Here is a 23,555-nt window from a genome sequence, read left to right as displayed (position 1 = left end):
AATTGAGCAGTAAAAGTTATTTGAAGCCGATTTTGTTTTGGAGCGAATGGTACCCTGTTTACTAATAAGCAATCATTATCTCCCTGAATAAAAGCAAAAGTAAATTTCAAAATACAGTAATAACACCCTACCACTTTACGTAAAATTACTGTTTACAGCTTATCCTTAAGCACTTACCTTTATTATACATTTATTAAAAATCCTTATTATGATACAGCAAACCAAACACTATGGCTGGAATCCAGACCTGCCAGACAACAGGGATATGCAATATGCAGTTGTACGTCCTGATGCATTAGCAACTCCGTTACCACCATCAGTTGATCTGCGTGCCAAGTGCCCGCCAGTTTATGACCAGGGGCAGTTAGGATCATGTACCGCAAATGCAATTGCCGGTGCTTTTCAGTTCGAACTCATTAAACAAAGCCTGCCTTCGTTTAACCCATCAAGGTTGTTTATTTATTATAACGAACGTGTAATGGAAGGCCACCCAAAAACAGATAGCGGCGCCCAGATACGTGATGGCATTAAATCAGTAGCCACCCAGGGTGTTTGTAACGAAACTGCCTGGCCATATATTATTACCAAATTTGCAGTAAAACCTGCAAAAGCATTATACACAGCTGCCTTAAAGAATTTGGCGTTACAATATACCCGTTTAAATAATACAGTTATAAACGAGCTAAAATCATGCCTTGCAGCCGGTAGCCCCTTTGTGTTTGGGTTTACGGTTTACCAAAGTTTTGAAAGTGATGTTGTAGCAAAAACCGGCATAATGCCTATGCCTGCACCAAACGAAAGTGTTTTAGGTGGCCACGCCGTAATGGCTGTAGGGTATGATGATGCTAAAAGCGCCTTTATTGTACGCAACAGCTGGGGAAATGGCTGGGGACTGCAGGGTTATTTTTATATGCCTTACGCCTATATTACCAATGCCAATTTAGCCGATGACTTTTGGACTATTACCAGTGTAGAATAATCTCATAATCAGCAAAGACGGAAAGTTTGAAAGCCATTAGTTTACTTTCAGACTTTCCTCTAAACCGGCCTCTTTTTAACAGGGGATATTGATTTTACTATGGTTTGACCCATAATTTCTTTTTTTACGGGTTTTAATCGTGAAAGGGAATTCTCATAAGCCGCCAGCATCAATTGTTTCATATACTCTTCAGGAAAATCTTCCCTGTCTTTAACCCTGATGTGCCTGTACAGGCTGCCGTTGCCTAATAATATTTTTTGCGGATCGGGAATTTCAACCCCGCGGTTAAAGCCGAAATTTACGTGCGTATTAAATATGGCTATACTGCAAAATACATCGCCAGCCTTATCTGTTGGCGACCAGCCTACAGCAACCGCATTATAATTATCATATATAAGTTCATTAGCCTGTGGATACAAATCCCATATAAAACTGCGCAGCCACAATGCGGCAATTTTAACGCTATCCGGGTAAGGAATTATAAACTTTATTAAATCGGCGGTGGCTTCTTTTGGCATCTATTTGTGTAACAAAGTTGAAATAAGCTATAATTTACGCATCTTATTTATAAAGTTAGCGTATAAATTAGGGGTTAAGTAATGTTATACATTAAAGTTAATTCTAATCAATAACCCCCTTAAAAATTAGAAATTTAAATCTATGAAGATACGAAGCCCAAAAACGATGGATGACCTCCTGATAAAAAGGAAGTATAATGTTTTGGAAGTTGGTGGAGGTAACCACCCGGACAAACGGGCGCACACCGTGGTAGATAAGTATGTTGAAGATAACACACACCGAAGCGGAAACCTGAAAGTACTAAAAAATCAAATATTTTTGCAAGCAGACGGTGAAGACCTTCCGTTTAAAGACCAGGAGTTTGACTATGTTATTTGCCGCCACGTATTAGAGCATGTTGACGACCCTATAAAATTTGTAAAAGAACAGGCACGTGTTGCTAAAATGGGCTACATGGAAACCCCATCGCTTTTAGGCGAATATATGGCGCCCAAACAATCGCACAGGTGGATCATTCAGGATATTGACGACAAAATTGTTATGTATGATAAGAAAGAAATAAACTTTCATACCTGGCAGGATTTCGGCGAAGTATTTTTGTATTATCTGCCAAAAACATCCATCGGTTTTAAAATCCTGGAACGTACACATGCCAGTATTTTAACCGTAAATTACGAGTGGCAGGACAATATAGAGATATTGGTAAACCCAACTGACCCTTATTACTTAAACCATTTTATTAAACCCTGGGACGAAAGCATCTGCGATAAATTTATTTATAAGCAAAGCTACGGAAAGGAAGTAGCATCAACAGTAGCGGCCATGTTTGATATTATGCGCTCTGTTGTAAAAAGTAAGCTATTTAAAAGCAATACCTAATGTATTGGCTGGCAATAATTACTGCTACATTTTATTGGTAAACAACTAAATTAAATATTATGCTAATACTATTATCAGCCTATTTGTATAAAAGATTTCACCATAAATTAAAGCCGGGTAAATTTAACTTATGGTTTAAAAGACCACAATATGAGCTTGCATTACAACCTGTAAAAAGCAGTTCTGTAACGATTGTTAATATAGTTAACAGCTAATTGTAATCCGGCTGATTATTTTTATCAATTAAAATTATTGTAATTGATGCATTGAGAAAAATGCCATTGAACTTGTTTTGCAATTGATAAAAATGACTAATGATGGCTAAGTTATCAGCCGGGAATCGGTATCGTCGCTAAATTTATCGCTCAAAACTTTTACAGTAACCAATAACTGGCCTGTATGGCGCATGGTATGCTCGGCAGCATGCACATACAAACCAATAACGGTTGATGGTAATTTATCACGCCCTACCCCTCTTGTTGTTTTAAGACCGGTTTCATCAACACTGCGCAACTGTAGTAATGCATCATCAACCTGCTCATTAAATACCTGTAATACGGTATCTATATTGTATTCATCAACAGGTGGTTTGCCTTCGGCAGCTAATAGCAGCAATTGCTGCCTGCTAAGCTGTTCGCCTTTTGCATACGTAAAAAGCCTGTTTATTACACCTGCCAAATGTTGTAAATGAAACCCCGGCGAAGCCATCCCTGCTACCTTTTCCCACAATAAACCTTCCGGAAAACCCTGCATCAGGGTATTGATCTCTTCGCGTGCCTGTAGCAAAGCATGTGCTACGGGTTGTACTAAAACCGGCATATCATTCAAGGGCCCGCGGAGCCAAACTTCAGGTATATTGCTCATGGTATTTATTTTAATGAATCTAATTTTGCTTTAACCTCCTCATGGTTTAAGGTTTGAGGCAAACCATAAACGTCCTTAACCCTGCTGTGTGTATTATCTGTCCAAAGCCAGCTTGTCCACACCATAAACCATACCCATTGGGGTTGTACCTTTAATATTTCGGGTTTAGGTAATTCGCCGGTTTCAGTTAATGCAATGGGTTTACCGTTGGCTACCTTTAGTAAAGCTTCATAATCCTTTTGCTCGTAATCAAAATGGTAAATATCGGCTCCTAAAATATCTACATAATTAGCGCCGGGATAGTAATCTTTGTAATCGTAAGCCTCATCAAATGGAATGTCCCTTAAACCATTGGCCCCCCAAACCCATAACAGGTTATTAAGGTGATGGTAATTGGTATACCTGTCGTACATCATTTTCCATAATTTGGTGATGCCGTTTTCACCCTTTCTGTTTCCCCACCAAAACCAAACGCCGTTCATTTCGTGATAGGGACGCCATAAAACGGTAACGCCTGCATCCTGTAGTTGTTTTAAGTAACCGGCAATAACATCTATCTGCGCCAGCCACTTTTTATTGAGCGCGCTGCCCGGCGTAACTAGTTCATTCCAATCAGCATCGCTCATTTTGGCAATTACATTTTTTGAAAACTCATAAGGCGGATTATCCGTTGGCTTACCTTCGTGCCACATTAAAGTAATGAGGTAACCCTCGCGCGATTTTTTTATCGACTCTTCAACTATCTGCGGGCCCAGGTCCTTATCGCCCCAATTTATAAAATCACTGCCCCATATTGCCGGGTATTTCCCGGTGATGGCCTTAGCACTATCCGAAAATATGTTGCGGTCGTTGTTGTAATTTTGCTGCCCCGACATAATGTATTTGCCCTTAATAGCATACAGTAAACCAAGTGTATGTTTTACACCAGCAGTAGCTTTTGGATTTACAGGCTGAAATATTTGCGCTTTAGTTGTAAAACCGAAAGCAATCATTATAAAACAGAACAGTGATTTTGTAATACGCATACTTTGCTTGTAATTAAAAATGAGGCTGTTAAAGTTAATTATCAACAGTTGTTTCAAAAATAACAAAAATCTATTATCAAGTTATGGCGCGGCCTTTGCTAATAAAGGCTTATATTTGAGGCGTTTGATACTATGATTAATTTTGCTTTTGTAAAAAGACCTGTTGTTTTTTTACTTATTCTTCCAGTTTTTATCCTAACCTTTCAAGGCTGTAAAAAAAAACGTTCTGAAACGGCCGACTTTTTTTTCAAAAAAACCCACAATAAAGTTTACCAGGATTATAATACTGATGATTTTGCCCGGGTATTTAAAAAGGTATTGAACAACAAGCGCTCAAGCCTGCACCACTCCGATTTTATTTTAGATCATTACAGTAAAAATCATTACAAGCCCGAACTGGTGATGGATCATTTATTTAATAATGATTTACTTACCATAACCAACTATTACTTTAAAGCCAATGAACATGGCCTTGATGCCGGCATGTTTGATGCTGATAAACTGCGCACCCTGATCTATGAGTTTAATCAAAAAGGCAAGGTAAAATCACTTGATGAAATTTACCATGAAATTGCTGAGTTAGAAATAACATCAGCCAACTCGCTCATCAATTACTCAAATGCGCTGCAATTTGGGGTTATTAATCCAAAAAGCATTTTTGAACGCTACTTTATGGCTACCAAAAGGCCCGATAGCTTAAGTATGCTGCATGTTTTTCATTTAACTAATGTACAGGCTTTTTTAGATAGTATACAACCAAAATCTCCGCAATACCTTGCTATGCAAAAGGCATTGCTTAGCGGCTATGTTGCCCCAGGAAGATCTCTTGAAGAAACCAAACGTATTTTATTGGTTAACCTGGAGCGTTTCAGGTGGAGGAACAAACCCTTTGAGAACAAGTATGTGATTGTAAACATTCCTGATTTTATGCTGAATGTGGTGGATAGCGGCCGGTCAGTATTAAAAATGAAGGTTTGTGTGGGCCAGGGCCGTAATATGGACAATGCCAATACCATTGTAGCTTATAACGATACCGCAAAGGATGATAAGCCGTATGAGCACGAAACACCGATATTAAACAGCCTGATACACAGCGTTGATGTAAACCCGATATGGAACATTCCACGCAGTATTGCCAATAAGGAGATATTGGTTGAGGCGGCAAAAGACCGTTTTTATCTGTCCAACAAAAACATTGATGTTTATAAAGACGATAAGTTGGTTGAAGATCCGGAAGATATTGACTGGACAAAGGTTACCAAACAAAATTCTGAATATGATTTCAAGCAGAAACCCGGTGCTGATAATTCATTAGGTAAGATAAAATTCATGTTCAATAACAAAAGCAGTGTTTATTTACATGATACACCTGCCAAGTATGCTTTTTATAAGAAGATGCGCGCCGTAAGCCACGGCTGCGTACGCTTAGGCGACCCACAGGGCCTTGCATTAAACCTTTTTGGACCAGGCGATAAATATGATGAGATTTCAAAAGACATGAATGAGGATAACCCTAACCCTACCTCTATTTATCTGCCTAAAAGAGTACCTGTTTACATTAATTACGTTACCTGCTGGAATGATGAGGATGGTAACCTGCAGTTCAGAAATGATGTTTACGGCTTAGATATTGTGCTGTATGATCATTTAATGAGGCTTGTACATCCTTTGAATTAAAATTTATTCAAAATAAATCCTATAAATAGAAAAGAGACAAAGTATAGTGTCTCTACGTAGTAATGCATCCTTGCGAGCTACAGATTTGCTAAATAGCTGTTACCACTATCAGTCGCGAGGTAATTAGCGGCCATATCTTCATTCAGGTATTTTGATTGGTATTGATGACGGCCGGCATGTCCGTTAATAAACAAAACTGTTTTGTCTTTTATAGCATCAATTACCTGGTCAGATACTTCGCGGGCTACCGCAGGGCAGCCATAACTGCGACCAAGGCGTCCTAATTCATCAATAGCATTGGGGCCAACATAATCAGCACCATGCACCACTATTGCACGTTCGCGGGCATGCGCATTAAAACCTGCATCCATCCCATCTAACCTAAGCGAACGGCCATTTTTACCGAAATAAACATCATCGGTAATATAAAAGCCTAAACTGCTCTGGTGCGAATCTTCTTTATCAGAAAAACGGGTGGCCATATCATCACCACTACCGTGGCCATGGGCTACCCAGGTATTTAGCACCAATTCTTTGTTAATCACATCTACAATCCACATGCGTTTTTCGTGACTTGATTTGGTCAGATCAACAACCGTTAGTACTGCGGTGCTCTGCGGTAATTTATTGGCTACTTTAAGATCGATAAAACCCGTCATGGCTTTTTCAAATACATCGAGATCTAAACCTGATTCCTGTAAGTGCGCAGATTCATAAATATTACTGATATATTTTTCGAGCAATGCCCTTGCCGAGAAAGGTTTTTTAAAGCTGCTGCTGTGTTTGTTTATATTTGCTGGTTTCCAGCTTATTGTAGTTATCGAAAGGATCAATAAAGTGCATACTACTCCGCCTAAACGTTTTTTCATTCTTCACCTGGGGTTATATCAACAATTAATTAGTGGCCTTTTCTACGTAAAAAACTAAATTAGGGTTTAGTTTTTTCACCAAAATTATAAATTTATCGCAAAAGTAAATATATTTAATAATTAAAATATTACTATCAAATATAATTACTATCTGTTTAATTAATATTTACTTACGTTTTAATTAAATTTAATTAAACAAACTATATCAATAAACTGATAAAACCACTGATTATTATTTTATCCAGGTAATTTTTTCTTCAACCGGGGTGTTTCTTTTACCCTCGGGATATTGGTCGGCATAGCCTAAATACAAAACGCCCATTATGGCATCTTCCTCGCCAAACTTAAAAAATTCTTTAAATGCCGGTCTTAAAGCCATCCCGCCAGTACTCCAGAACGAGGCAATATTAAGCGATGTTGCACCCAACAGAAGATTTTGTACAGCACATGATGCCGCTGCTATTTCCTCAAACTGAGGGATCTTAGGCAGGTTACCGCGTTTCATAACCGCAATAATTACATGCGAAGCTTTATCGCCCTGGTGGGTTAAATTAGTAAAAACGGTGGGGTTAAAATTATCACCCAGGCTGTTTGCCTCGTAAAGTTCGGCGTGTTGTTTACAAAACTCGGCAGGGTTTTCATAAACTATAAAGTGCCAGGGCTCGGTAAGGGCATGGGTAGGTGCCCAGTTGGCAAGTTCCAAAATGGCAGCTATATGGCCATTAGGTATTTTGTTACCATTCATAGCAGCAGGCTTAACACTGCGGCGGTTTTTTATATTATTTGCTATTGCTGAAAATGTAGTATCCATAGGTATTAAAAATAAAACGTCCCGGTAAACACCGGGACGCAAAAATAACTTAAAAATCATGACCTTAAAGTCAAAATGAGGGATGTTCTTTTATCTGGCTAATAGATAGCAGGATATTTATGCGGATCAGTTTCGTTCATCATGCTGTAAACCGTCTCGATAATATCATCTACAGATGGCTTGCTGAAGTAATCACCATCAGACCCATAAGGCGGCCTGTGCTCCTTAGCACTCAGCGTACGCGGCTGTGCATCCAGTGAATAATAACCTTTTTGGGCCTCCAGTACTTTTTGCAGGATATAAGCCGAAGCTGCTCCCGGCAGATCCTCGTCAACAATGAGCAGCTTACTGGTTTTACGCAGGGAGTTACCACAAACGTTATCAATATCAAACGGATAAAGTGTTTGCGGGTCAATCACTTCAATGCTAATACCCATTTTATCCAGTTCAATGGCGGCTTCGCGTACTATTCGTAAGGTTGAACCGTACGAGATAACGGTAATGTCGCTACCCTCTTTCAATATCTCGGCTTTGCCTAATTGTACGGTAAACTCGCCTATATTAGCAGGGAGTCTTTCTTTTAAGCGATAGCCATTTAAACACTCAATTACCAGTGCCGGTTCATCGCCGCGCAAAAGCACGTTATACATACCTGCAGCCTGTGTCATATCGCGTGGTACGCATATATGCAAGCCACGCATTGAGTTTAATATTAAACCTAATGGCGAGCCTGAATGCCAGATTCCTTCTAACCTGTGGCCGCGCGTACGTACAATTAAAGGGGCTTTTTGGCCGCCTTTAGTACGATAGCTTAAACTTGCCAAATCATCACTTAAAACATTGATGGAATACAGCAGATAATCAACATATTGAATTTCGGCAATTGGCTTTAAACCACGCATAGCCAAACCCATGCCCTGCCCTATTATGGTAGCCTCGCGGATACCGGTATCGGTTAAGCGCAGATCGCCATATTTATTTTGCAACCCTGCAAAGCCCTGATTTACATCACCAATGGCGCCTACATCTTCGCCAAAGGCTACAATGGTTTTATCACGCTCAAAGTTGGCATCAAAGCAGGCATTTAAAACCTCGCGGCCATCAATATATTTCGAGTCTTCCAAATACCTTACCGGTACGTTTTCAACATTCAGGGGCGAAAACTGCGTACCTGAAAAAAGCTTTGAGTTATAACGGTCTTTACTTTTAATATCCTCGGCAGCAAGCCAGTCAATCAAGGGTTGTTTTGGAGCGGTATTATTTTTAACCACAATACGTAACGCTTTGCGGATAGCCGCTACCATATCTTTACGGCCGGGGTCAACGGTTTCGCCAAGCTCAACAGCAACCTCCATTAATGCATCGCGCTCAAAAACCTCAAGCGCCAGTTTTTCAATTAATCTTGCTGCTTCATTAAGCTCTAAACGGATCTCTTCGCTCAGTTCATTCCAAACCTTGCGCTGGCATTCACGTACATACTTTTTTGCAGTTGCTTCAATCTCATCAATTTCGGCCTCAGTAGCTATGGCCGATGCAATCATCCATTTGCGCATTTGCAGCAGGCAGTCGTGCTCTTCTTCCCAGGTTAAACGGTCTTTTGATTTATAACGTTCATGCGATCCCGAAGTGGAGTGGCCCTGCGGCTGTGTCATTTCGGTAACGTGTATTAAAACAGGCACATGCTCGGTACGGCAAACATTTATTGCACGCTCATAAGTTTCACAAAGGGCTACATAATCCCAACCACGAACTTTAAATATCTCGTAACCGTTTGTCCCTTTTTCGCGCTGAAAGCCCTTTAATATTTCGGATATATCCTCTTTTGTAGTTTGCAGTTTAGCCGGAACAGAAATGGCATAGGCATCATCCCAAACAGAAATAGCCATAGGCACCTGTAAAACGCCGGCAGCGTTAAGGGTTTCGAAAAATAAACCCTCGGATGTTGATCCGTTACCGATGGTACCAAAAGCCACCTCATTCCCATTTACCGAAAATTTATTTAAATATTCAAGCTCCTTATTTTGACGATACAGCTTTGAAGCATAGGCCAAACCCAGCAGGCGCGGCATGTGACCGCCAGTGGTTGATATATCTGAACTGCAGTTCATCGTTTCGGCCTGGTTAACCCATGTACCATCTTCGTTTACAAAACGTGTAGCGTAATGGCAGTTCATCTGCCTGCCTGCCGAGGCCGGATCTTTATCAGTATCAGGATAAGCATACAACTGGGCAAAAAACTCACTCAAATTGCTCATACCTGTAGCAAACATAAATGTTTGGTCTCGGTAATAGCCCGCCCGCCAGTCGCCTTTGCGAAAAGCCTTGGCCATAGCTAATTGGGCAACTTCTTTACCATCGCCAAATATTCCAAACTTAGCCTTACCTGTGAGCACTTCCCTCCGACCGATCAAACTTGCCTGCCGGCTCTCATAGCCCACACGATAATCGCTGATCACGATCTTCTTGAAATCATCAAAACTGAGCTCTGCGGTATTAGACTTGCCAGTAGCGTTAATTGCAGTTTCGGGCATATAAAATTTTGTTTAGACGGTAAAATTATAAAATTCTATTTTGTAATTGGTATTATAACATATAAAACATGCAGTTTTAAGAATAGTTTTTTAATTGCATTAAACCTTTTATATTTGTGTTAATCAAATCCATAATATGAAACGGTTTTGAGCTTATAATAATATTATTAAACAGCCAGATAACAGCTTCATTATCATCAAAACAAATACTTAAATGAAAAAGATTTTATTAGTTTGCGCAGTAATTTTGGGTTTTGCATTTACTGCATCGGCACAAGATAGCGAAAAAGCTGAATTTAAATTCAACGAAGAAAAACACGATTTCGGTAAAATTCCGCAGGGTACACCTGTTACTACCGTATTTGAGTTTACCAATATTGGCACCGAACCCCTTATTTTAACCGATGTTAGGCCTACATGCGGCTGTACCATTGCTGATTTTACTAAAACACCGGTAAAAAAAGGTGACAAAGGATCAATCAAGATCACTTATAACGCTGCCGTTGCAGCACCTTTTAATAAGGTGATTGTGGTAACATCAAACGCAAAAACCCCGCAAAAAAACTTGAATATAGTTGGCGAGGTAATAGCTAAACCGGTTACCAGCACTAAATAAACCTTCAATAATCCTTTTTAAAAGGAGAGCAATACAATATTTTAAAAGACACGGTTAACCGTGTCTTTTTTTGTTTGATTAATTTTGATCGTCTATCCTCAAAAAACCTTCAGTATTAATTTCTTTACTTTTTTCTTTTAGGTTTTTCTCACTTTCTGTCTATATTAAAATTACTAATTTTGCAGCATGCCAAAAATATCGCACAAAGGGCAGCAAATGCCTGCATCACCTATTCGTAAATTAACTCCGTTTGCCGATAAAGCTAAGGTTGATGGTAAAAAGGTTTATCATTTAAACATTGGCCAGCCGGATATTGAAACGCCGGAGGGTATGTTAAATGCCATTAAAAATATCCCGTTTAAAGTATGGGCTTACACGGCATCAGAAGGAACATTATCATACCGTAAGAAGTTGACGGAATATTATAACAAATTAGGTTATAATATTACGCCGGAAAATATAATTGTAACGGTAGGCGGCTCAGAAGCGATAACCATATCAATGATGACCTGCCTTGACCCGGGCGATGAGGTTATTATTCCTGAACCATTTTACGCTAACTACAATGGCTTTGCCTGCCAGAGCGATATTGTGGTAAAACCTATATTATCCTATATTGATAATGGTTTTGCCCTGCCCCCTATCGATGAGTTTGAAAAGCTGATAACGCCTAAAACAAAGGCTATTATAATTTGCAACCCTAATAATCCAACCGGGTATTTATATTCGATGGAGGAGTTAGAAGCCCTTAAGGCATTGGCGTTGAAATATGACCTGTATTTGTTTTCGGACGAGGCTTACCGCGAGTTTTGTTATGAGGGAAAGAAATTTATTTCGCCCATGCACCTTGATGGTTTAGACGAAAACGTAATTGTGATGGATACCGTGAGCAAACGTTACAGCGCCTGCGGTGCGCGTTTAGGCTGCCTGATCACTAAAAACAAAACTGTTATAACTGCTGCATTAAAGTTTGCGCAGGCAAGGTTAAGCCCCGGCTTAGTTGAACAAATTGCCGGCGAAGCAGCAGTTGATACCCCTGATGAATACTTTGAAACGGTAAATAAAGAATATACCAACCGCCGTAATACCATAGTGAGTGCATTAAACAAAATGGAGGGTGTTTATTGCCCTAATCCGGGTGGTGCATTTTATGTAGTTGCTAAACTACCAATTGACAATGCAGACAAGTTTTGCCAATGGATGTTGGAAACCTTTACCTATAATAACGAAACCGTTATGATGGCCCCTGCAACAGGTTTTTACAGTACGCCAGGTGCCGGTACAAACGAGGTGCGCATGGCTTATGTTTTAAACAATGATGACCTTAAAAAAGCCATGATATGTTTAGATGAGGCACTGAAAGTATACCCGGGAAGAACGGTTAGTTTAGAAGAAGCCAAAGCCGAAAGGTAAAATAAAACCACAAGGATAAAGCTAAAAGTAGTTTGTGTTTAGCTTTATCCTTTCAGCATTGAGCACAATAACGTATATTTGTAGCCTTATCTGCTACCGCAACTAAGAAGTACCACAAAAAAATGGGGTCGACCGGAATTGACAGGATGGAGATAAGTAAGTAAGCATGCAGCGCGTTGGGTGAATTAGCGCTTAAATCAGAACGCTCAAACTTACAAATGGCGAAAATAACTACGCCTTAGCTGCTTAATTTAGAATTTAGCAAGCTTTTGTCCCGCCGTTTTTCCGTTTCATCGGATCGGCATCAGGGGCATCGAAAGATGGAACTGGCCTGCTTAAGGTGTGCATAGCGGGCGAGATAAAGCACCTAAGGAAGACGGTACAGGCAAGCAACTGGCCTTCCACTTCCCTACAATTAAACAGAAGCTAAGCATGTAGAAAGCTTACCTTATACCATGTTTGGACGAGGGTTCGAATCCCTCCGGCTCCACTTTTACAGCCTCAAAACAGGCCAAAACGCTATAAAACCCGGTTTTATAGCGTTTTTTTTATGAATTATACCTCAAAAGAAGTCAAAAATGCTCAACGTTCTGGAGACCTATTCGGAGACCTCGAAAGGTTTCTTACCTTAGGTCTCTGGAAATGCTGGAAGCTTCTGTATTTCAATGCGTTATTCAAGACCAACTCATTAAAATCAGCAGTGTAAAGGACTAATTTTTTAACCTTTAATAGCACTAAAAATGACTAAATCTTTTGCCCTTTTGTTTCAGATGAAACGAACCAAGGCGTTACCCAATGGAAACGCCCCTATTTATCTACGGATAACTATTGATAGTGAGCGAGTTGAGATCGCAACTAAGCGAAATGCCCCTCCTGATAAATGGAATACTATCGCCCAAAAAGTAATGGGAAACACCGACGAAGCCAAATCCGTCAACAACCATTTAAAAACGGTTGAACAAAAAGCCTATGAAGTTTATCGGGAAATGATCGAACGGAAAATCCCCATTACCGCGCAAACCTTTAAAGACCGTATGAATGGCATTGAAGAGGAAGTTGTTTGCCGTATGTTGATCCCAATCTTTGAAGATCATAACAGGCAGGTAGAGGCGCTGATTGGAAAAGAGTATGCACCTGCTACTGCCATTCGTTATCAGACCACGATTAAACATGTGAAAAACTTTTTAAAGTGGAAGTATAAAGTCTCCGATATCAATATTCAGGATTTAGACCATGAGTTTGTAACATCCCTTGAATTTTATCTTAGAACAGTAAGGCATTGCAATAACAACTCAGCCGTTAAGTACATTAAGAACCTAAAAAAGATTATCCATATCTGCGTGGCTAATAATTGGCTTGTACGTAGTCCTTTCATTAACTATAAGACGAAGATTAAAGAAGTAATTAGAGATTTCTTATCAAGTGAGGAACTGGATTCGATTAGTGAAAAGCGTTTTGTTTCAGAAAGATTGAATCAAGTTCGTGATGTATTTTTATTTAGTTGTTATACCGGCCTGGCTTACGCCGACGTAAATAAATTGAAACGTTCCGAGATAAGCACCGGCATTGATAGCCAAAAGTGGATCTTTACCACAAGGCAAAAAACTGACACCGCTTCTCGCATCCCATTGCTGCCCGTGGCCCTTGACTTATTGAAAAAGTATGAGGATTATCCGGCGTGTATTAATGAAGGGAAATTGCTACCAGTTTTAAGCAATCAAAAAATGAATGCTTATTTAAAAGAGATTGCTGATGTGTGCGGCATTGAAAAGGAATTGACATTTCATATCGCCAGGCATACGTTCGCCACTACGGTTACGCTTGCCAACGGGGTATCTATAGAAAGCGTTTCAAAAATGTTGGGACATAAGAATATTCGTACTACCCAGCATTATGCAAAAATTTTAGATAGTACAGTTAGCCGGGATATGGATATGCTTAGAGGTAAGATGGAAGCCAAAAAATCTGCCGTCCTTAAGAAAGTCACCAATCAGTAATGGTTATTAAATCAACAACTTGATGTTCCAAATTGGAACATCAAGTTGTTTAGAATGGGCAAGCTCAATCTTGCTTTTTTAAAAATGTTAAGTCCGACTCGGATAATCTCGGAGTAATTTCCCATTCACTTCACTCATTTTTGTTTAAAAAACACCTACCTCCTACATGAGGTGTGAAGTTTTTCGAAGTTATACTTTCACTTTTGTGCTATAGCATGATGTTGAAGGTCAAAAATACTTTGAAAAAAAAACACATCAGTTAGGTACAGGTGGTGAATTTTATTCAAACAAAGAGTCCAACTTTGCGCCAAGGGTACAGCCGAAAGTTGGACTTGTCCAATACCTTATATCACAATAGGTTTAAGTTTTAACAAATAAAAACGAATATTTATTATGGCAGCAGAAATTATCACCAGAGAGGATTTGCAAGAGTTCGGAGAACGATTGTTAAATCAAATGAAAGCTTTGTTGGGCGGCGGATCAACAGAGGAACAGAAAAAGTTTTTAAAGAGTTACCAGGTTAAGAACCTTCTGAAAATCTCAGACAATACCTTGCAAAACTTACGGCAGAATGGAACTATACCATTCACCAAAATAGGTGGCATCCTTTATTACAATTACGAGGATATTATGAAAGTTTTGAAAGGGGAAGTAAAATCCAAACGTATTAGCTTCAGTAAATAAATGTGTGTTCATCTGTTAGGAGCAAGCCATGTTTTCGCTACGCTTAAACGGCTTGCTCCTTCGGAGTTAAGTTGATTTTGCACTTTGTTTAAAATCTAAGATCATGGGAAGGCCAACATTACAAGAAGAGGAAAAAAGGATCATACAAGTGAACATCCGGCTGACAAAAGATGAAAATGATACCGTCTTAAATTACGCCGAAGCATCGGGAATGACACCAGCGAACTGGATTAGGCAGAAAGCATTTACCGGCAGATTTCCAACCATAAAGTTATCGCCAGTAAATGCCTCGCTTTACCGTGAACTGCACAAAGTCGGCGTAAATCTCAATCAAGCGGTAAAGCAACTACATGCGGGCAAATTATCACCGGCCTATCTCTCTATCCTTTTAGGGTTAATAAAAACGCAGAAGGATATTTTAAACTGTTTATTGAAATGACAGCGGATCAGGTTAAAGGGAAGGGTTTTAGAGGAGCACTTAATTATAACCTTGAAAAAGTAAATAAGGGTGTAGCAAAGTGGCTTGATACTTCATTTGCGCAACACAACGAGCGGACAATTATAGATGAAGTAAAAATGATACGAGTATTAAGGCCCAACTTGGCAAAATACTTTTATCATACGTCGGTTAACTTCCCTCCACATGAAAATTTGAAAGATGAGAAAATGGTAACCATTGCTAAAGATTATTTGGAGGCAATGGGATTTGACCAACACCAATATGCAATCTTTCGTCACTTTGATGCAGAACATCCCCACATGCACATTTTGGTTAACCGTATTGGTTACGATGGCACAGTGCTTTCCGATAGTAAAGACTATCAGCGGAGCGAACAAATACTTAGGAAGTTAGAAAAGCAATACGGACTAACCGAAGTAATCTCCAGTCGCCAGGCAAAAGAACGAGCGATGACCAAGAATGAGTTGGAAATGATGAAGCGAACGGACGAACCATCTGTAAAAATGAAGTTGCAGGTCACTATAAAAAACATACTAAGTCAAAAGCCAACCGCAGAGCAATTTATTAAGCACTTAGAAGCACAGGGTATTAATATTCTATTTAACCAGGCCAGCACAGGGTTCGTAAGTGGTATTTCTTACGGTTACGACGGGATGCAATTTAAAGGCGCTCATTTAGGGAACGCTTACAAATGGCAGGCTGTTAAAAATTCTATCGATTATGAACAAGAAAGAGATCGCACAGCAATATACCAGGCAAATGTTAGGACAAGAGCCGACCAGCCTGAAAGAAGCGAACAGTCAGCCTCAACCAGAGCAACCGACCGAGCTATCGCAGATACAAAAGTTACTGCCGGAAATAGAAATGATGTACAGCAGGGCACTGGAAAATTACAGGATCAAATCGGAAAAGCAAATAGAAATAACAGCAAGGCGGCTCAATCAGTTGGAGAGCACAGCGGCAAACCTATCATTTCAAATAAAAAGTATCGTAGCGAGCGCGGAGCAGATCTATCAATCAAACAATCGGGTTGGCAGCAGATGGGTAATTCGACTATACCTGGTGGCGATCTTGTCGGGGATTTGCTCGGCGTTGATAACAATGCTGATAATATGGATCAAACTGCGCTGAATCAGTTTAGGCAGATTAGGAAGAAGAAACGTCGGTTAAATAATGGGATATAGCCAATGATCAAAAAAATCAAGGCGAAGATCTCACGGCATTTATTTCATTGTATTACGAACGCTTACTATCCCAAATGAATTAATTTAAAAGACAGATCGCATGGAAGTACAAGTGTTTTAATTGGCTATGGTTATATTAGCAAACCTAATATCACAACAATGGACAGAGCTTCCGCCCTAAATATATTACGAACCGCACTTAACAACCCTGAAACTGATTTTAGAGATAATCAATGGGAAGCCATAGATCAATTGGTGAACCACAGTAAAAAATTGCTAGTGGTCGAACGAACGGGTTGGGGAAAAAGCTCCGTTTATTTTATCAGTACCAGGATACTCAGAAACCAAGGCAAGGGTCCGACGATCATAATCTCTCCCTTATTGGCATTAATGAGAAACCAGATTGAGGCAGCAGAACGGTTAGGGATAAAGGCGGTTACTATGAATTCAACCAATCAAGATGATTGGTCAGAGGTGAAAAGACAGGTATTGGCTAATGAAGTTGATGCACTCCTTATCTCACCGGAAAGATTAGCCAATGACAATTTTATGGAATCTGTTCTCAGGCCAATAGCGCATAAAATCGGATTGTTTGTGGTTGATGAAGCACATTGTATTTCCGATTGGGGCCATGACTTTAGGACTGATTATCGGAGAATAACCAGTATTTTGAAATTCATGCCCGACGGGATGCCGATATTAGGTACTACTGCGACAGCCAATGATCGCGTTATTAACGATATTGTAGGGCAGCTTGGAGATATCGAAATTATTCGTGGTTCGTTGGTAAGAGATAGCCTTACGTTACAAAATATCAAACTAAAAGACCAAGCAGCCAGATTAGCCTGGCTTAGAGAGAATATACCAAAACTTCCCGGTAGCGGAATAATTTACACCTTAACTATCCGGGATGCGAGACATGTTGCAGATTACCTTAATGGCCATGGAATTAACGTGGCCGCCTACTACGGCAGTGTTTCCCAAGACGGCTTCGCAGACTCCGATGAATATAGGCAACACTTGGAAACAGCATTGTATAACAATAAGATTAAAGCATTGGTTTCAACTTCAGCACTTGGTATGGGCTATGATAAACCCGATCTAGGTTTTGTTGTACACTATCAGGCTCCTGGTTCTATAATCGCATATTACCAACAAGTTGGTCGCGCGGGACGTGGTATAGACAAAGCATATGGAATATTGCTTTCGGGAAAAGAAGACGAGGATATTCATCATTACTTCAAAACCACTGCTTTCCCGGCACAAGCTCGGGTGGATGCTATTTTAAACGTACTTGAAAATGCTAACGGTATTTCCGTTCCCGATATATTGAGTAAACTTAATCTTCGCCAAGGACAGATCGATCAGGTGTTAAAATATATAAGTGTAGAAGATCCCTCTCCTGTGATAAAAATAGATTCTAAATGGTATAGGACAGCTGTCTCTTACGAAATGGACAAGGAAAAAATCACTCGACTAACGAACCAAAAGGAAGTAGAGTGGCAGCAAGTTCAGCAATATATCGAGCATGGAGGATGTTTGATGAATTATTTGCAGGGGGCGTTGGATGATCCTACTCAGGAACCCTGTGGTAAATGTAGCGCCTGCTTAGGTGCTCCAGTGTTTAGAGCCGAACCATTAAGAGACTATATTCTTGATGCAGGAATATTTTTAAAGAATTCAGAATTTCCAATAGAACCGCGTGCGCAATTTGTTACTGGTGGAATGCCCGAATACGGTTGGACAAGGAATTTGCCCACTCACCTGCGAGCAGAAACCGGAAGAGTATTATCGCAATGGGAAGATGCAGGTTGGGGTGGAATGGTTGCACTTGATAAACACGCCGGATATTTTCGAGATGAACTTGTGGAAGCAATTGCGGATATGATAAAATTAAGATGGGATCCAATGCCAAGCCCGGCCTGGATTACATGCGTTCCATCCAATCGTCACCCTAAATTGGTGCCTGATTTTGCAAAACGATTAGGAGAAAAATTAGGAATTCCTTACATTCCAGTTGTGATAAAAACTAAAGAAGCTAATGCTCAAAAAGAGCAGGAAAATAATTTTTTTCAATGCAGGAATCTCGATGGTGTGTTTAGTATAAATGGTGATGTTTCGTCCGCACCTTTAATATTAGTAGATGATGCAGTTGATTCACGTTGGACTTTTACTATCATTGCTGCTTTATTACGTCAAGCCGGCAGCGGTCCAGTTTATCCTGTTGCACTTACATCCACATCAGTAAATTGAATATGATAACAGAAAGAACTAAAGCGATATTATTATTTACCTCTTATCTTTCAAAAGATACAGATAGACAGCATAAACCGTTGTCACTAATTGAATGGAATAAGCTGGTGAGATGGCTACAGTCAAAAGATGCTTTTCCGGAAGCATTTTTATCTGAAGAGTCTGAAATGTTGCTTAATTCATGGAATGATCAATTAATCAGCCGAAATCGGTTATACATCTTATTAGAAAGAAAAACAGCGTTAGCAATAGCTTTAGATAAATGGACAAAGGCAGGTGTCTGGGTTATAAGCCGGGCAGATCAGGTTTACCCCAAAATGCTAAAAGAGAAATTAAAGGGTGCGGCACCTAATATACTGTTTGGCATTGGAGATAAGCAGCTACTTAATCAATCCTATGTCGGAGTGATTGGTTCAAGAAATGCTTCAGAAAAAGATTTAAATGCAGCTAAAGCGATTGGCCAGAAAGTTACCAAAGAGAATCTTGGAATTGTTTCTGGCGGTGCAAAAGGAATTGATGAAGCCGCTATGATCGGTGCGCTTGAAGCAGGCGGTTCATGTGTGGGTTTTTTAGCAGATTCATTGATCAAAAAGTCAACTAGTCCGGTATTTCGTAATTTTATTATTAAAAATAAATTAGCGTTGCTTACCCACGTGAACCCGGAAGCTGGCTTTAACGCAGGAAACGCTATGAGCCGCAATAAGCTGATCTACGCTTTGGCGGAGACTTCAATCGTGGTCATATCGGACACTAAAGGAGGAACATGGGAAGGTGCAAAGGAAAATGTCAAAAACCACTGGACTCCGCTCTGGGTTTGTCCGTCGAATGAAAAGGGCAATCAGGAGATTGTCAAATTGGGTGGAAAGTGGTTACCGGATAACTTAAATGACAGTTTTAGGTCATTGATTTCACCTGCTGCTATTAAAGTAAAAGATGACTTATTTACCGCATCTCAGGAACCAACCGCGCCTAATGTGCCTTTAATTAATCAGAACAATCAGCTGTCGCTAAAAATAAGCGCAATGAGTAACTTTGAATTTTTCATATATAAGTGGCACAATTGCTTTGGCCAAGCTCCGGTTAATAAGAACGAGGTTGCGGAAAGATTTGAAATGGCTTCAAAACAGGTAGAAATTTGGCTTGATCTAGCAGTTGAAAACGGCTTTGCAAATAAACTAAGAAGCAAAATCGGATATTCTTGGCTATTGGAAAAGTCAATAGATGTTTTATCGGAATCTTCCGATTAATTTAACACTTATTTATATACCCTTTTCGATAGCGATATAGCTGCTTTTGATTTTTTTCCAGATCTCCTCTTTGCCTGTGAGCTAAAGCTATTATTTTCAGGTGAGGGCTATGAAAATTGCTATTACGATAGCATACCTGCTTTAACCCCATAATTTATTGGTTCTTTGTAAACCAATAAGAATATTAAATTTGATAATTAAACCTTATTAGGATTACCATATATAATGCAAGGAATACAACTTAAGAAGTTAGAAAATGAACTTTGGCGGGCCGCCGACCAATTAAGGGCCAATAGCAAGTTGACTGCATCCGAATACTCAATGCCGGTACTTGGCCTTATATTTTTACGGCATGCTTATAACCGTTTTCAAAAAGTTAAAATTGAAGTTGAGAAAGATCTTCCGTCGCATCCTCAACGAGGCAAGCGACCATTAACCAAAAAAGATTTCGAAGAAAAAAACTCGATGTTTCTGCCGGATTATGCCCAATTTGATTATTTGGTAAATCTGCCTGAAAGTGAAGATGTTGGCGAAGCTATTGATAATGCAATGAAATTGATAGAGGAGGAATACGATAATTTAAAAGGCGTATTACCGAAAAACTATTCAATTTTCAGTAAAGACTTATTAAAGGAACTGCTCCGGATTTTCAATAAGGAGGTGTTACAAAAAGCAGAGGGGGATTTGTTCGGGAAAATTTATGAATATTTCTTAAATAAATTCGCGATGACCGGCGCTCAGGAAGGTGGCGAATTTTTTACGCCAATGAGTTTGGTTCAAACCATTGTAAACATTATCGAACCTGATCATGGTATTGTATTCGATCCGGCGTGTGGTTCAGCGGGAATGTTTGTTCAAACAGGATATTTTATTGAAAGTGAAGGTTTACGCCCGGCTGAAAAAGTTACGTTTTATGGGCAGGAAAAGGCCGAACTAAACACTAAGCTCGCAAAGATGAATTTAGCTGTCCATGGATTGGAGGGTAATATTCAAGAAGGTAACACTTTTTATGAAGATCGGCACAACCTTGTGGGGGAATGTGATTTTGTGATGGCTAACCCTCCTTTTAATGTTGATGGCGTAGACAAGGGTAAAGATGCAGTTAAAAAAGACCGCCGCCTTTTGTTAGAAGGCAAGGTAAACCTGCCTAAAAATGACAATGCTAATTACTTATGGATTCAATACTTCTATAATTATCTTAAGCCGACAGGTAGGGCCGGTTTTGTTATGGCTTCTTCTGCAAGTGATGCAGGCCACAGCGAAAAAGATATTCGCGAGAAATTAGTGACAACGGGCGCCGTAGACGTCATGGTGGCTATTGGAAATAATTTTTTTTATACCAGGTCACTGCCTTGTACGCTATGGTTTTTTGATAGGGCCAAGGAAACTAATATCGAGCAGAAGGACAAAGTGCTTATGTTAGACGCTCGCAAGATATATAGAAAAGTAACTTCAAAAGTAAATGACTTTACTCCAGAGCAGCTTCAAAATATTATTTGCATAGTTAATTTATACCGGGGTAACAACAATAAGCTTAAAGAGACGGTAACCGGATACCTTGAAACCGCTAAACAGTTAGCTCAACAATCAGGCTCAGTCATTGGCGACCTAAACAAACTGCTTCGAAATTTAATTAACACAATTAAAAGCTTTGCGCATGCCTATTTAATTGAAAATAAAGATGCCCAATCTTTTTTAGATGCCTTAGCTTTTGATGAAGTTGATACGGTTTATAAACAACAGGGTGAATTTATAGCGGCTGAAACAAAGGTTACCGCAGATTTGGAGGCATTACAACACATTGCCCATTTATGCAAAACCATACGCAAGCCACAAGATAAATTAATAAAAGACTTGGTTGAAGTTACCAATTGGGCTACAAAAGAATACCAGTTAAACAAAAACAAAGACTGGAAAAGCCTTAATCTAAAAGATCAATTCGATCAGTTAAAATATCTCCAAATACAAGCCAACGGTAACTTGAACGAAGACGAACCTGGCCTCCTTCATGAAACCGAATATTTTGGAAACAAGCACATTGGCTTCAAAGCCGCTTTCCTAATGGTAGATATGACAATGTGGAAGGTTTATGTAAAGTTGTAAATCAATCAGAAATTGCAGCTAAAGATTGGAGTCTAAGCCCGGGCCGATATGTTGGGGTAAGCACTATTGCTGAAAATGATTTTGATTACGAAGCCCGTTTAAAAGAAATTCATATTGAATTAGAAAGTTTAAATGAAGAGGCAGCCTCTTTTGCAAAAATCATTTCTGAAAACTTTAATGAGTTAGCGATATGAAATGGGATAAGGTTGAGATAGGAGATATTGCTAAAGTAATTTCGGGATTCGCCTTTAAGTCTAACGATTTTAAACAAAGTGGGGTTCCTGTTATAAAAATAAAAAATATTAAAGATGAAAATGTAAATATCGATGAAGGTGACTGTGTGGATTCCAATATCGAGGTTCAATCGAGGTTTCATCTAAATGATGGCGATATTTTGATCTCACTTACAGGGTCGCATATAACACTGCCATCATCGGTTGTTGGGAGAGTAGCTAGATACCGCCATGAAACAATTTCTTATCTCAACCAAAGGGCAGGGAAGTTTATTAATATAGATAAGAGTCGCTGTATAGATGACTATTTGTATTATTTCTTATTACAAAAGGAAACCTTAACAAGAATCGCGCTAAAAGCACAAGGAGGTGCAAATCAAGCTAATATTAGCCCAAGAGATGTTGAAGGAGTTGAGATGAAATTGCCGTCGCTCTTAAAACAATTCAAAGTAGCATCAATATTGTCAGCCTATGACGACTTGATTAAAAACAATCAAAAACGAATAAAATTATTGGAGGAGAAAGCGCAATTACACTACAAAGAATTAGTACAAGACATCAGTTTCAATAAGACCGAAAGAGAAGAATATTTGAAAGATTGCCTGTCTTTTTATATTGGTGGTGGCTGGGGTGAAGAGGAATATAGTGATACTTTCACAAAACCTGCATATGTTATTAGGGGTACTGACATTCCGTTCATTAAAAAAGGACAGATTACCGATATTCCATTCCGTTATCATAAGGAATCAAATCTAGCATCACGACAAATGCAACCAGGCGACATCGTATTTGAAGTATCTGGTGGAAGCAAAGGACAACCTATAGGCAGAAGTACTTTAATCACTGAAAAAAATACAGATCACTTCGGAAGCCCTGTAATCTGTGCTAGTTTTTGTAAAATGCTCCGGGTCAACACAAATGCTTCACCAGAATTCTTCTATTTATATTTATTAGCTAGTCGAGAAAATGGTATAATATCGCGATATGAAAAGCATAGCGCTAGTAATATTGTGAATTACGGATTTGAGGAATTTATTCGAGAGCAAAAAATTACATTACCTAAAGAAAATGAATTAAGGTCATTTACGGAACAAGTAGCACCTATATTTAATCTTATTAGTGTGTTGGGTCAGCAGAATGCAAAGTTAAAGGAGGCCAGAGATATTATATTACCCAAGCTAATGAACGGGGAACTTGCCGTTTAAAATTTA

At 39.4% G+C, this 23,555-nt stretch carries 20 protein-coding genes and 1 other RNA gene; 15 read left to right on the top strand and 6 right to left on the bottom strand.

The window, feature by feature from the left end:
• The first annotated feature begins 208 nt into the window (after positions 1-208).
• Positions 209-979 carry a C1 family peptidase gene (locus tag ACQY4U_RS11445; RefSeq protein WP_428329544.1) on the top strand — a complete coding sequence of 257 codons (771 nt, stop codon included), beginning with the start codon at positions 209-211 and terminating at the stop codon, positions 977-979.
• 59 nt (positions 980-1,038) lie between these two features.
• Here ACQY4U_RS11445 and ACQY4U_RS11440 read toward each other — a convergent pair whose 3' ends face one another.
• Complete coding sequence (locus ACQY4U_RS11440) at positions 1,039-1,497, bottom strand: hypothetical protein (protein WP_428329543.1); 459 nt, start codon at positions 1,495-1,497, stop codon at positions 1,039-1,041.
• A 142-nt stretch (positions 1,498-1,639) separates the two neighbouring features.
• Between ACQY4U_RS11440 and ACQY4U_RS11435 the strand changes: the two genes are divergently transcribed.
• Entirely contained in the window at positions 1,640-2,377 is a 738-nt protein-coding gene (locus ACQY4U_RS11435; RefSeq protein ID WP_428329542.1) for a class I SAM-dependent methyltransferase, read from the top strand.
• Positions 2,378-2,698: 321 nt separating this feature from the next.
• Here the strand turns inward: ACQY4U_RS11435 and ACQY4U_RS11430 are convergent, their stop codons facing one another.
• Both ACQY4U_RS11430 and ACQY4U_RS11425 read right to left on the bottom strand, forming a co-directional pair.
• Entirely contained in the window at positions 2,699-3,241 is a 543-nt protein-coding gene (locus ACQY4U_RS11430) for a DinB family protein (protein ID WP_428329541.1), read from the bottom strand.
• A 5-nt stretch (positions 3,242-3,246) separates the two neighbouring features.
• The gene (locus ACQY4U_RS11425; RefSeq protein WP_428329540.1) at positions 3,247-4,266 is read right to left on the bottom strand and encodes a glycosyl hydrolase; all 1,020 of its coding nucleotides are present in this window, start codon (positions 4,264-4,266) and stop codon (positions 3,247-3,249) included.
• A gap of 132 nt (positions 4,267-4,398) precedes the next feature.
• Here ACQY4U_RS11425 and ACQY4U_RS11420 point away from each other — a divergent pair, with 132 nt between their 5' ends.
• Complete coding sequence (locus ACQY4U_RS11420) at positions 4,399-5,943, top strand: L,D-transpeptidase family protein (RefSeq protein WP_428329539.1); 1,545 nt, start codon at positions 4,399-4,401, stop codon at positions 5,941-5,943.
• Between the two features lie 77 nt (positions 5,944-6,020).
• Here ACQY4U_RS11420 and ACQY4U_RS11415 read toward each other — a convergent pair whose 3' ends face one another.
• From ACQY4U_RS11415 to ACQY4U_RS11405, 3 genes are all read right to left on the bottom strand, one after another.
• The gene (locus ACQY4U_RS11415; protein WP_428329538.1) at positions 6,021-6,812 is read right to left on the bottom strand and encodes a murein L,D-transpeptidase catalytic domain family protein; all 792 of its coding nucleotides are present in this window, start codon (positions 6,810-6,812) and stop codon (positions 6,021-6,023) included.
• Positions 6,813-7,044: 232 nt separating this feature from the next.
• Positions 7,045-7,623, bottom strand: a complete 579-nt coding sequence (locus ACQY4U_RS11410) for a nitroreductase family protein (protein WP_428329537.1) — start codon at positions 7,621-7,623, stop codon at positions 7,045-7,047.
• A gap of 98 nt (positions 7,624-7,721) precedes the next feature.
• Positions 7,722-10,154 carry an alpha-ketoacid dehydrogenase subunit alpha/beta gene (locus tag ACQY4U_RS11405; RefSeq protein ID WP_428329536.1) on the bottom strand — a complete coding sequence of 811 codons (2,433 nt, stop codon included), beginning with the start codon at positions 10,152-10,154 and terminating at the stop codon, positions 7,722-7,724.
• A gap of 214 nt (positions 10,155-10,368) precedes the next feature.
• Here ACQY4U_RS11405 and ACQY4U_RS11400 point away from each other — a divergent pair, with 214 nt between their 5' ends.
• The 12 genes from ACQY4U_RS11400 to ACQY4U_RS11345 all read left to right on the top strand — a co-directional run bounded on the left by ACQY4U_RS11400 (position 10,369) and on the right by ACQY4U_RS11345 (position 23,549).
• A complete protein-coding gene (locus ACQY4U_RS11400; RefSeq protein ID WP_428329535.1) occupies positions 10,369-10,770 on the top strand; it encodes a DUF1573 domain-containing protein in 402 nt (133 codons plus the stop codon).
• Positions 10,771-10,956: 186 nt separating this feature from the next.
• Positions 10,957-12,183 (top strand): pyridoxal phosphate-dependent aminotransferase, encoded by a 1,227-nt coding sequence (locus tag ACQY4U_RS11395; RefSeq protein WP_428329534.1) that lies wholly within the window; start codon positions 10,957-10,959, stop codon positions 12,181-12,183.
• Between the two features lie 124 nt (positions 12,184-12,307).
• Positions 12,308-12,676: a transfer-messenger RNA gene (gene ssrA, locus ACQY4U_RS11390) on the top strand.
• Positions 12,677-12,923: 247 nt separating this feature from the next.
• Positions 12,924-14,180 (top strand): site-specific integrase, encoded by a 1,257-nt coding sequence (locus ACQY4U_RS11385; protein WP_428329533.1) that lies wholly within the window; start codon positions 12,924-12,926, stop codon positions 14,178-14,180.
• A 393-nt stretch (positions 14,181-14,573) separates the two neighbouring features.
• The gene (locus ACQY4U_RS11380) at positions 14,574-14,864 is read left to right on the top strand and encodes a helix-turn-helix domain-containing protein (protein ID WP_428329532.1); all 291 of its coding nucleotides are present in this window, start codon (positions 14,574-14,576) and stop codon (positions 14,862-14,864) included.
• 103 nt (positions 14,865-14,967) lie between these two features.
• Entirely contained in the window at positions 14,968-15,303 is a 336-nt protein-coding gene (locus ACQY4U_RS11375) for a plasmid mobilization protein (protein WP_428329531.1), read from the top strand.
• Positions 15,300-16,508 carry a relaxase/mobilization nuclease domain-containing protein gene (locus ACQY4U_RS11370; RefSeq protein WP_428329530.1) on the top strand — a complete coding sequence of 403 codons (1,209 nt, stop codon included), beginning with the start codon at positions 15,300-15,302 and terminating at the stop codon, positions 16,506-16,508. The genes ACQY4U_RS11375 and ACQY4U_RS11370 overlap by 4 nt, the downstream gene beginning before the upstream one ends.
• Before the next feature lie 159 nt (positions 16,509-16,667).
• Entirely contained in the window at positions 16,668-18,761 is a 2,094-nt protein-coding gene (locus ACQY4U_RS11365) for a RecQ family ATP-dependent DNA helicase (protein ID WP_428329529.1), read from the top strand.
• Positions 18,762-18,763: 2 nt separating this feature from the next.
• Positions 18,764-20,008: a DNA-processing protein DprA gene (locus ACQY4U_RS11360; protein WP_428329528.1), complete on the top strand. Its 1,245-nt coding sequence runs from the start codon at positions 18,764-18,766 to the stop codon at positions 20,006-20,008.
• Positions 20,009-20,233: 225 nt separating this feature from the next.
• Positions 20,234-22,111, top strand: a complete 1,878-nt coding sequence (locus ACQY4U_RS11355; RefSeq protein ID WP_428329527.1) for a type I restriction-modification system subunit M — start codon at positions 20,234-20,236, stop codon at positions 22,109-22,111.
• Positions 22,087-22,305, top strand: coding sequence for a hypothetical protein (locus ACQY4U_RS11350; protein ID WP_428329526.1), 219 nt, complete (start codon positions 22,087-22,089; stop codon positions 22,303-22,305). The genes ACQY4U_RS11355 and ACQY4U_RS11350 overlap by 25 nt, the downstream gene beginning before the upstream one ends.
• The gene (locus ACQY4U_RS11345; RefSeq protein WP_428329525.1) at positions 22,302-23,549 is read left to right on the top strand and encodes a restriction endonuclease subunit S; all 1,248 of its coding nucleotides are present in this window, start codon (positions 22,302-22,304) and stop codon (positions 23,547-23,549) included. Before ACQY4U_RS11350 ends, ACQY4U_RS11345 begins: the two co-directional genes overlap by 4 nt.
• Positions 23,550-23,555 lie beyond the last annotated feature (6 nt).

The organism is Mucilaginibacter sp. (assembly GCF_965277465.1).
Taxonomy (GTDB): domain Bacteria; phylum Bacteroidota; class Bacteroidia; order Sphingobacteriales; family Sphingobacteriaceae; genus Mucilaginibacter.
The sequence above is the reverse complement of the archived record's forward strand: the minus strand, read 5'-3'. Positions and strand labels throughout refer to the sequence as shown.

Coding starts and splice junctions, on each gene's coding strand:
- ACQY4U_RS11400 (WP_428329535.1), top strand. CDS start 10,369: ATGAAAAAGATTTTATTAGTTTGCGCAGTAATTTTGGGTTTTGCATTT.
- ACQY4U_RS11405 (WP_428329536.1), bottom strand. CDS start 10,154: ATGCCCGAAACTGCAATTAACGCTACTGGCAAGTCTAATACCGCAGAG.
- ACQY4U_RS11385 (WP_428329533.1), top strand. CDS start 12,924: ATGACTAAATCTTTTGCCCTTTTGTTTCAGATGAAACGAACCAAGGCG.
- ACQY4U_RS11360 (WP_428329528.1), top strand. CDS start 18,764: ATGATAACAGAAAGAACTAAAGCGATATTATTATTTACCTCTTATCTT.
- ACQY4U_RS11415 (WP_428329538.1), bottom strand. CDS start 6,812: ATGAAAAAACGTTTAGGCGGAGTAGTATGCACTTTATTGATCCTTTCG.
- ACQY4U_RS11425 (WP_428329540.1), bottom strand. CDS start 4,266: ATGCGTATTACAAAATCACTGTTCTGTTTTATAATGATTGCTTTCGGT.
- ACQY4U_RS11355 (WP_428329527.1), top strand. CDS start 20,234: ATGCAAGGAATACAACTTAAGAAGTTAGAAAATGAACTTTGGCGGGCC.
- ACQY4U_RS11445 (WP_428329544.1), top strand. CDS start 209: ATGATACAGCAAACCAAACACTATGGCTGGAATCCAGACCTGCCAGAC.
- ACQY4U_RS11435 (WP_428329542.1), top strand. CDS start 1,640: ATGAAGATACGAAGCCCAAAAACGATGGATGACCTCCTGATAAAAAGG.
- ACQY4U_RS11430 (WP_428329541.1), bottom strand. CDS start 3,241: ATGAGCAATATACCTGAAGTTTGGCTCCGCGGGCCCTTGAATGATATG.
- ACQY4U_RS11440 (WP_428329543.1), bottom strand. CDS start 1,497: ATGCCAAAAGAAGCCACCGCCGATTTAATAAAGTTTATAATTCCTTAC.
- ACQY4U_RS11380 (WP_428329532.1), top strand. CDS start 14,574: ATGGCAGCAGAAATTATCACCAGAGAGGATTTGCAAGAGTTCGGAGAA.
- ACQY4U_RS11370 (WP_428329530.1), top strand. CDS start 15,300: ATGACAGCGGATCAGGTTAAAGGGAAGGGTTTTAGAGGAGCACTTAAT.
- ACQY4U_RS11345 (WP_428329525.1), top strand. CDS start 22,302: ATGAAATGGGATAAGGTTGAGATAGGAGATATTGCTAAAGTAATTTCG.
- ACQY4U_RS11410 (WP_428329537.1), bottom strand. CDS start 7,623: ATGGATACTACATTTTCAGCAATAGCAAATAATATAAAAAACCGCCGC.
- ACQY4U_RS11375 (WP_428329531.1), top strand. CDS start 14,968: ATGGGAAGGCCAACATTACAAGAAGAGGAAAAAAGGATCATACAAGTG.
- ACQY4U_RS11365 (WP_428329529.1), top strand. CDS start 16,668: ATGGACAGAGCTTCCGCCCTAAATATATTACGAACCGCACTTAACAAC.
- ACQY4U_RS11420 (WP_428329539.1), top strand. CDS start 4,399: ATGATTAATTTTGCTTTTGTAAAAAGACCTGTTGTTTTTTTACTTATT.
- ACQY4U_RS11395 (WP_428329534.1), top strand. CDS start 10,957: ATGCCAAAAATATCGCACAAAGGGCAGCAAATGCCTGCATCACCTATT.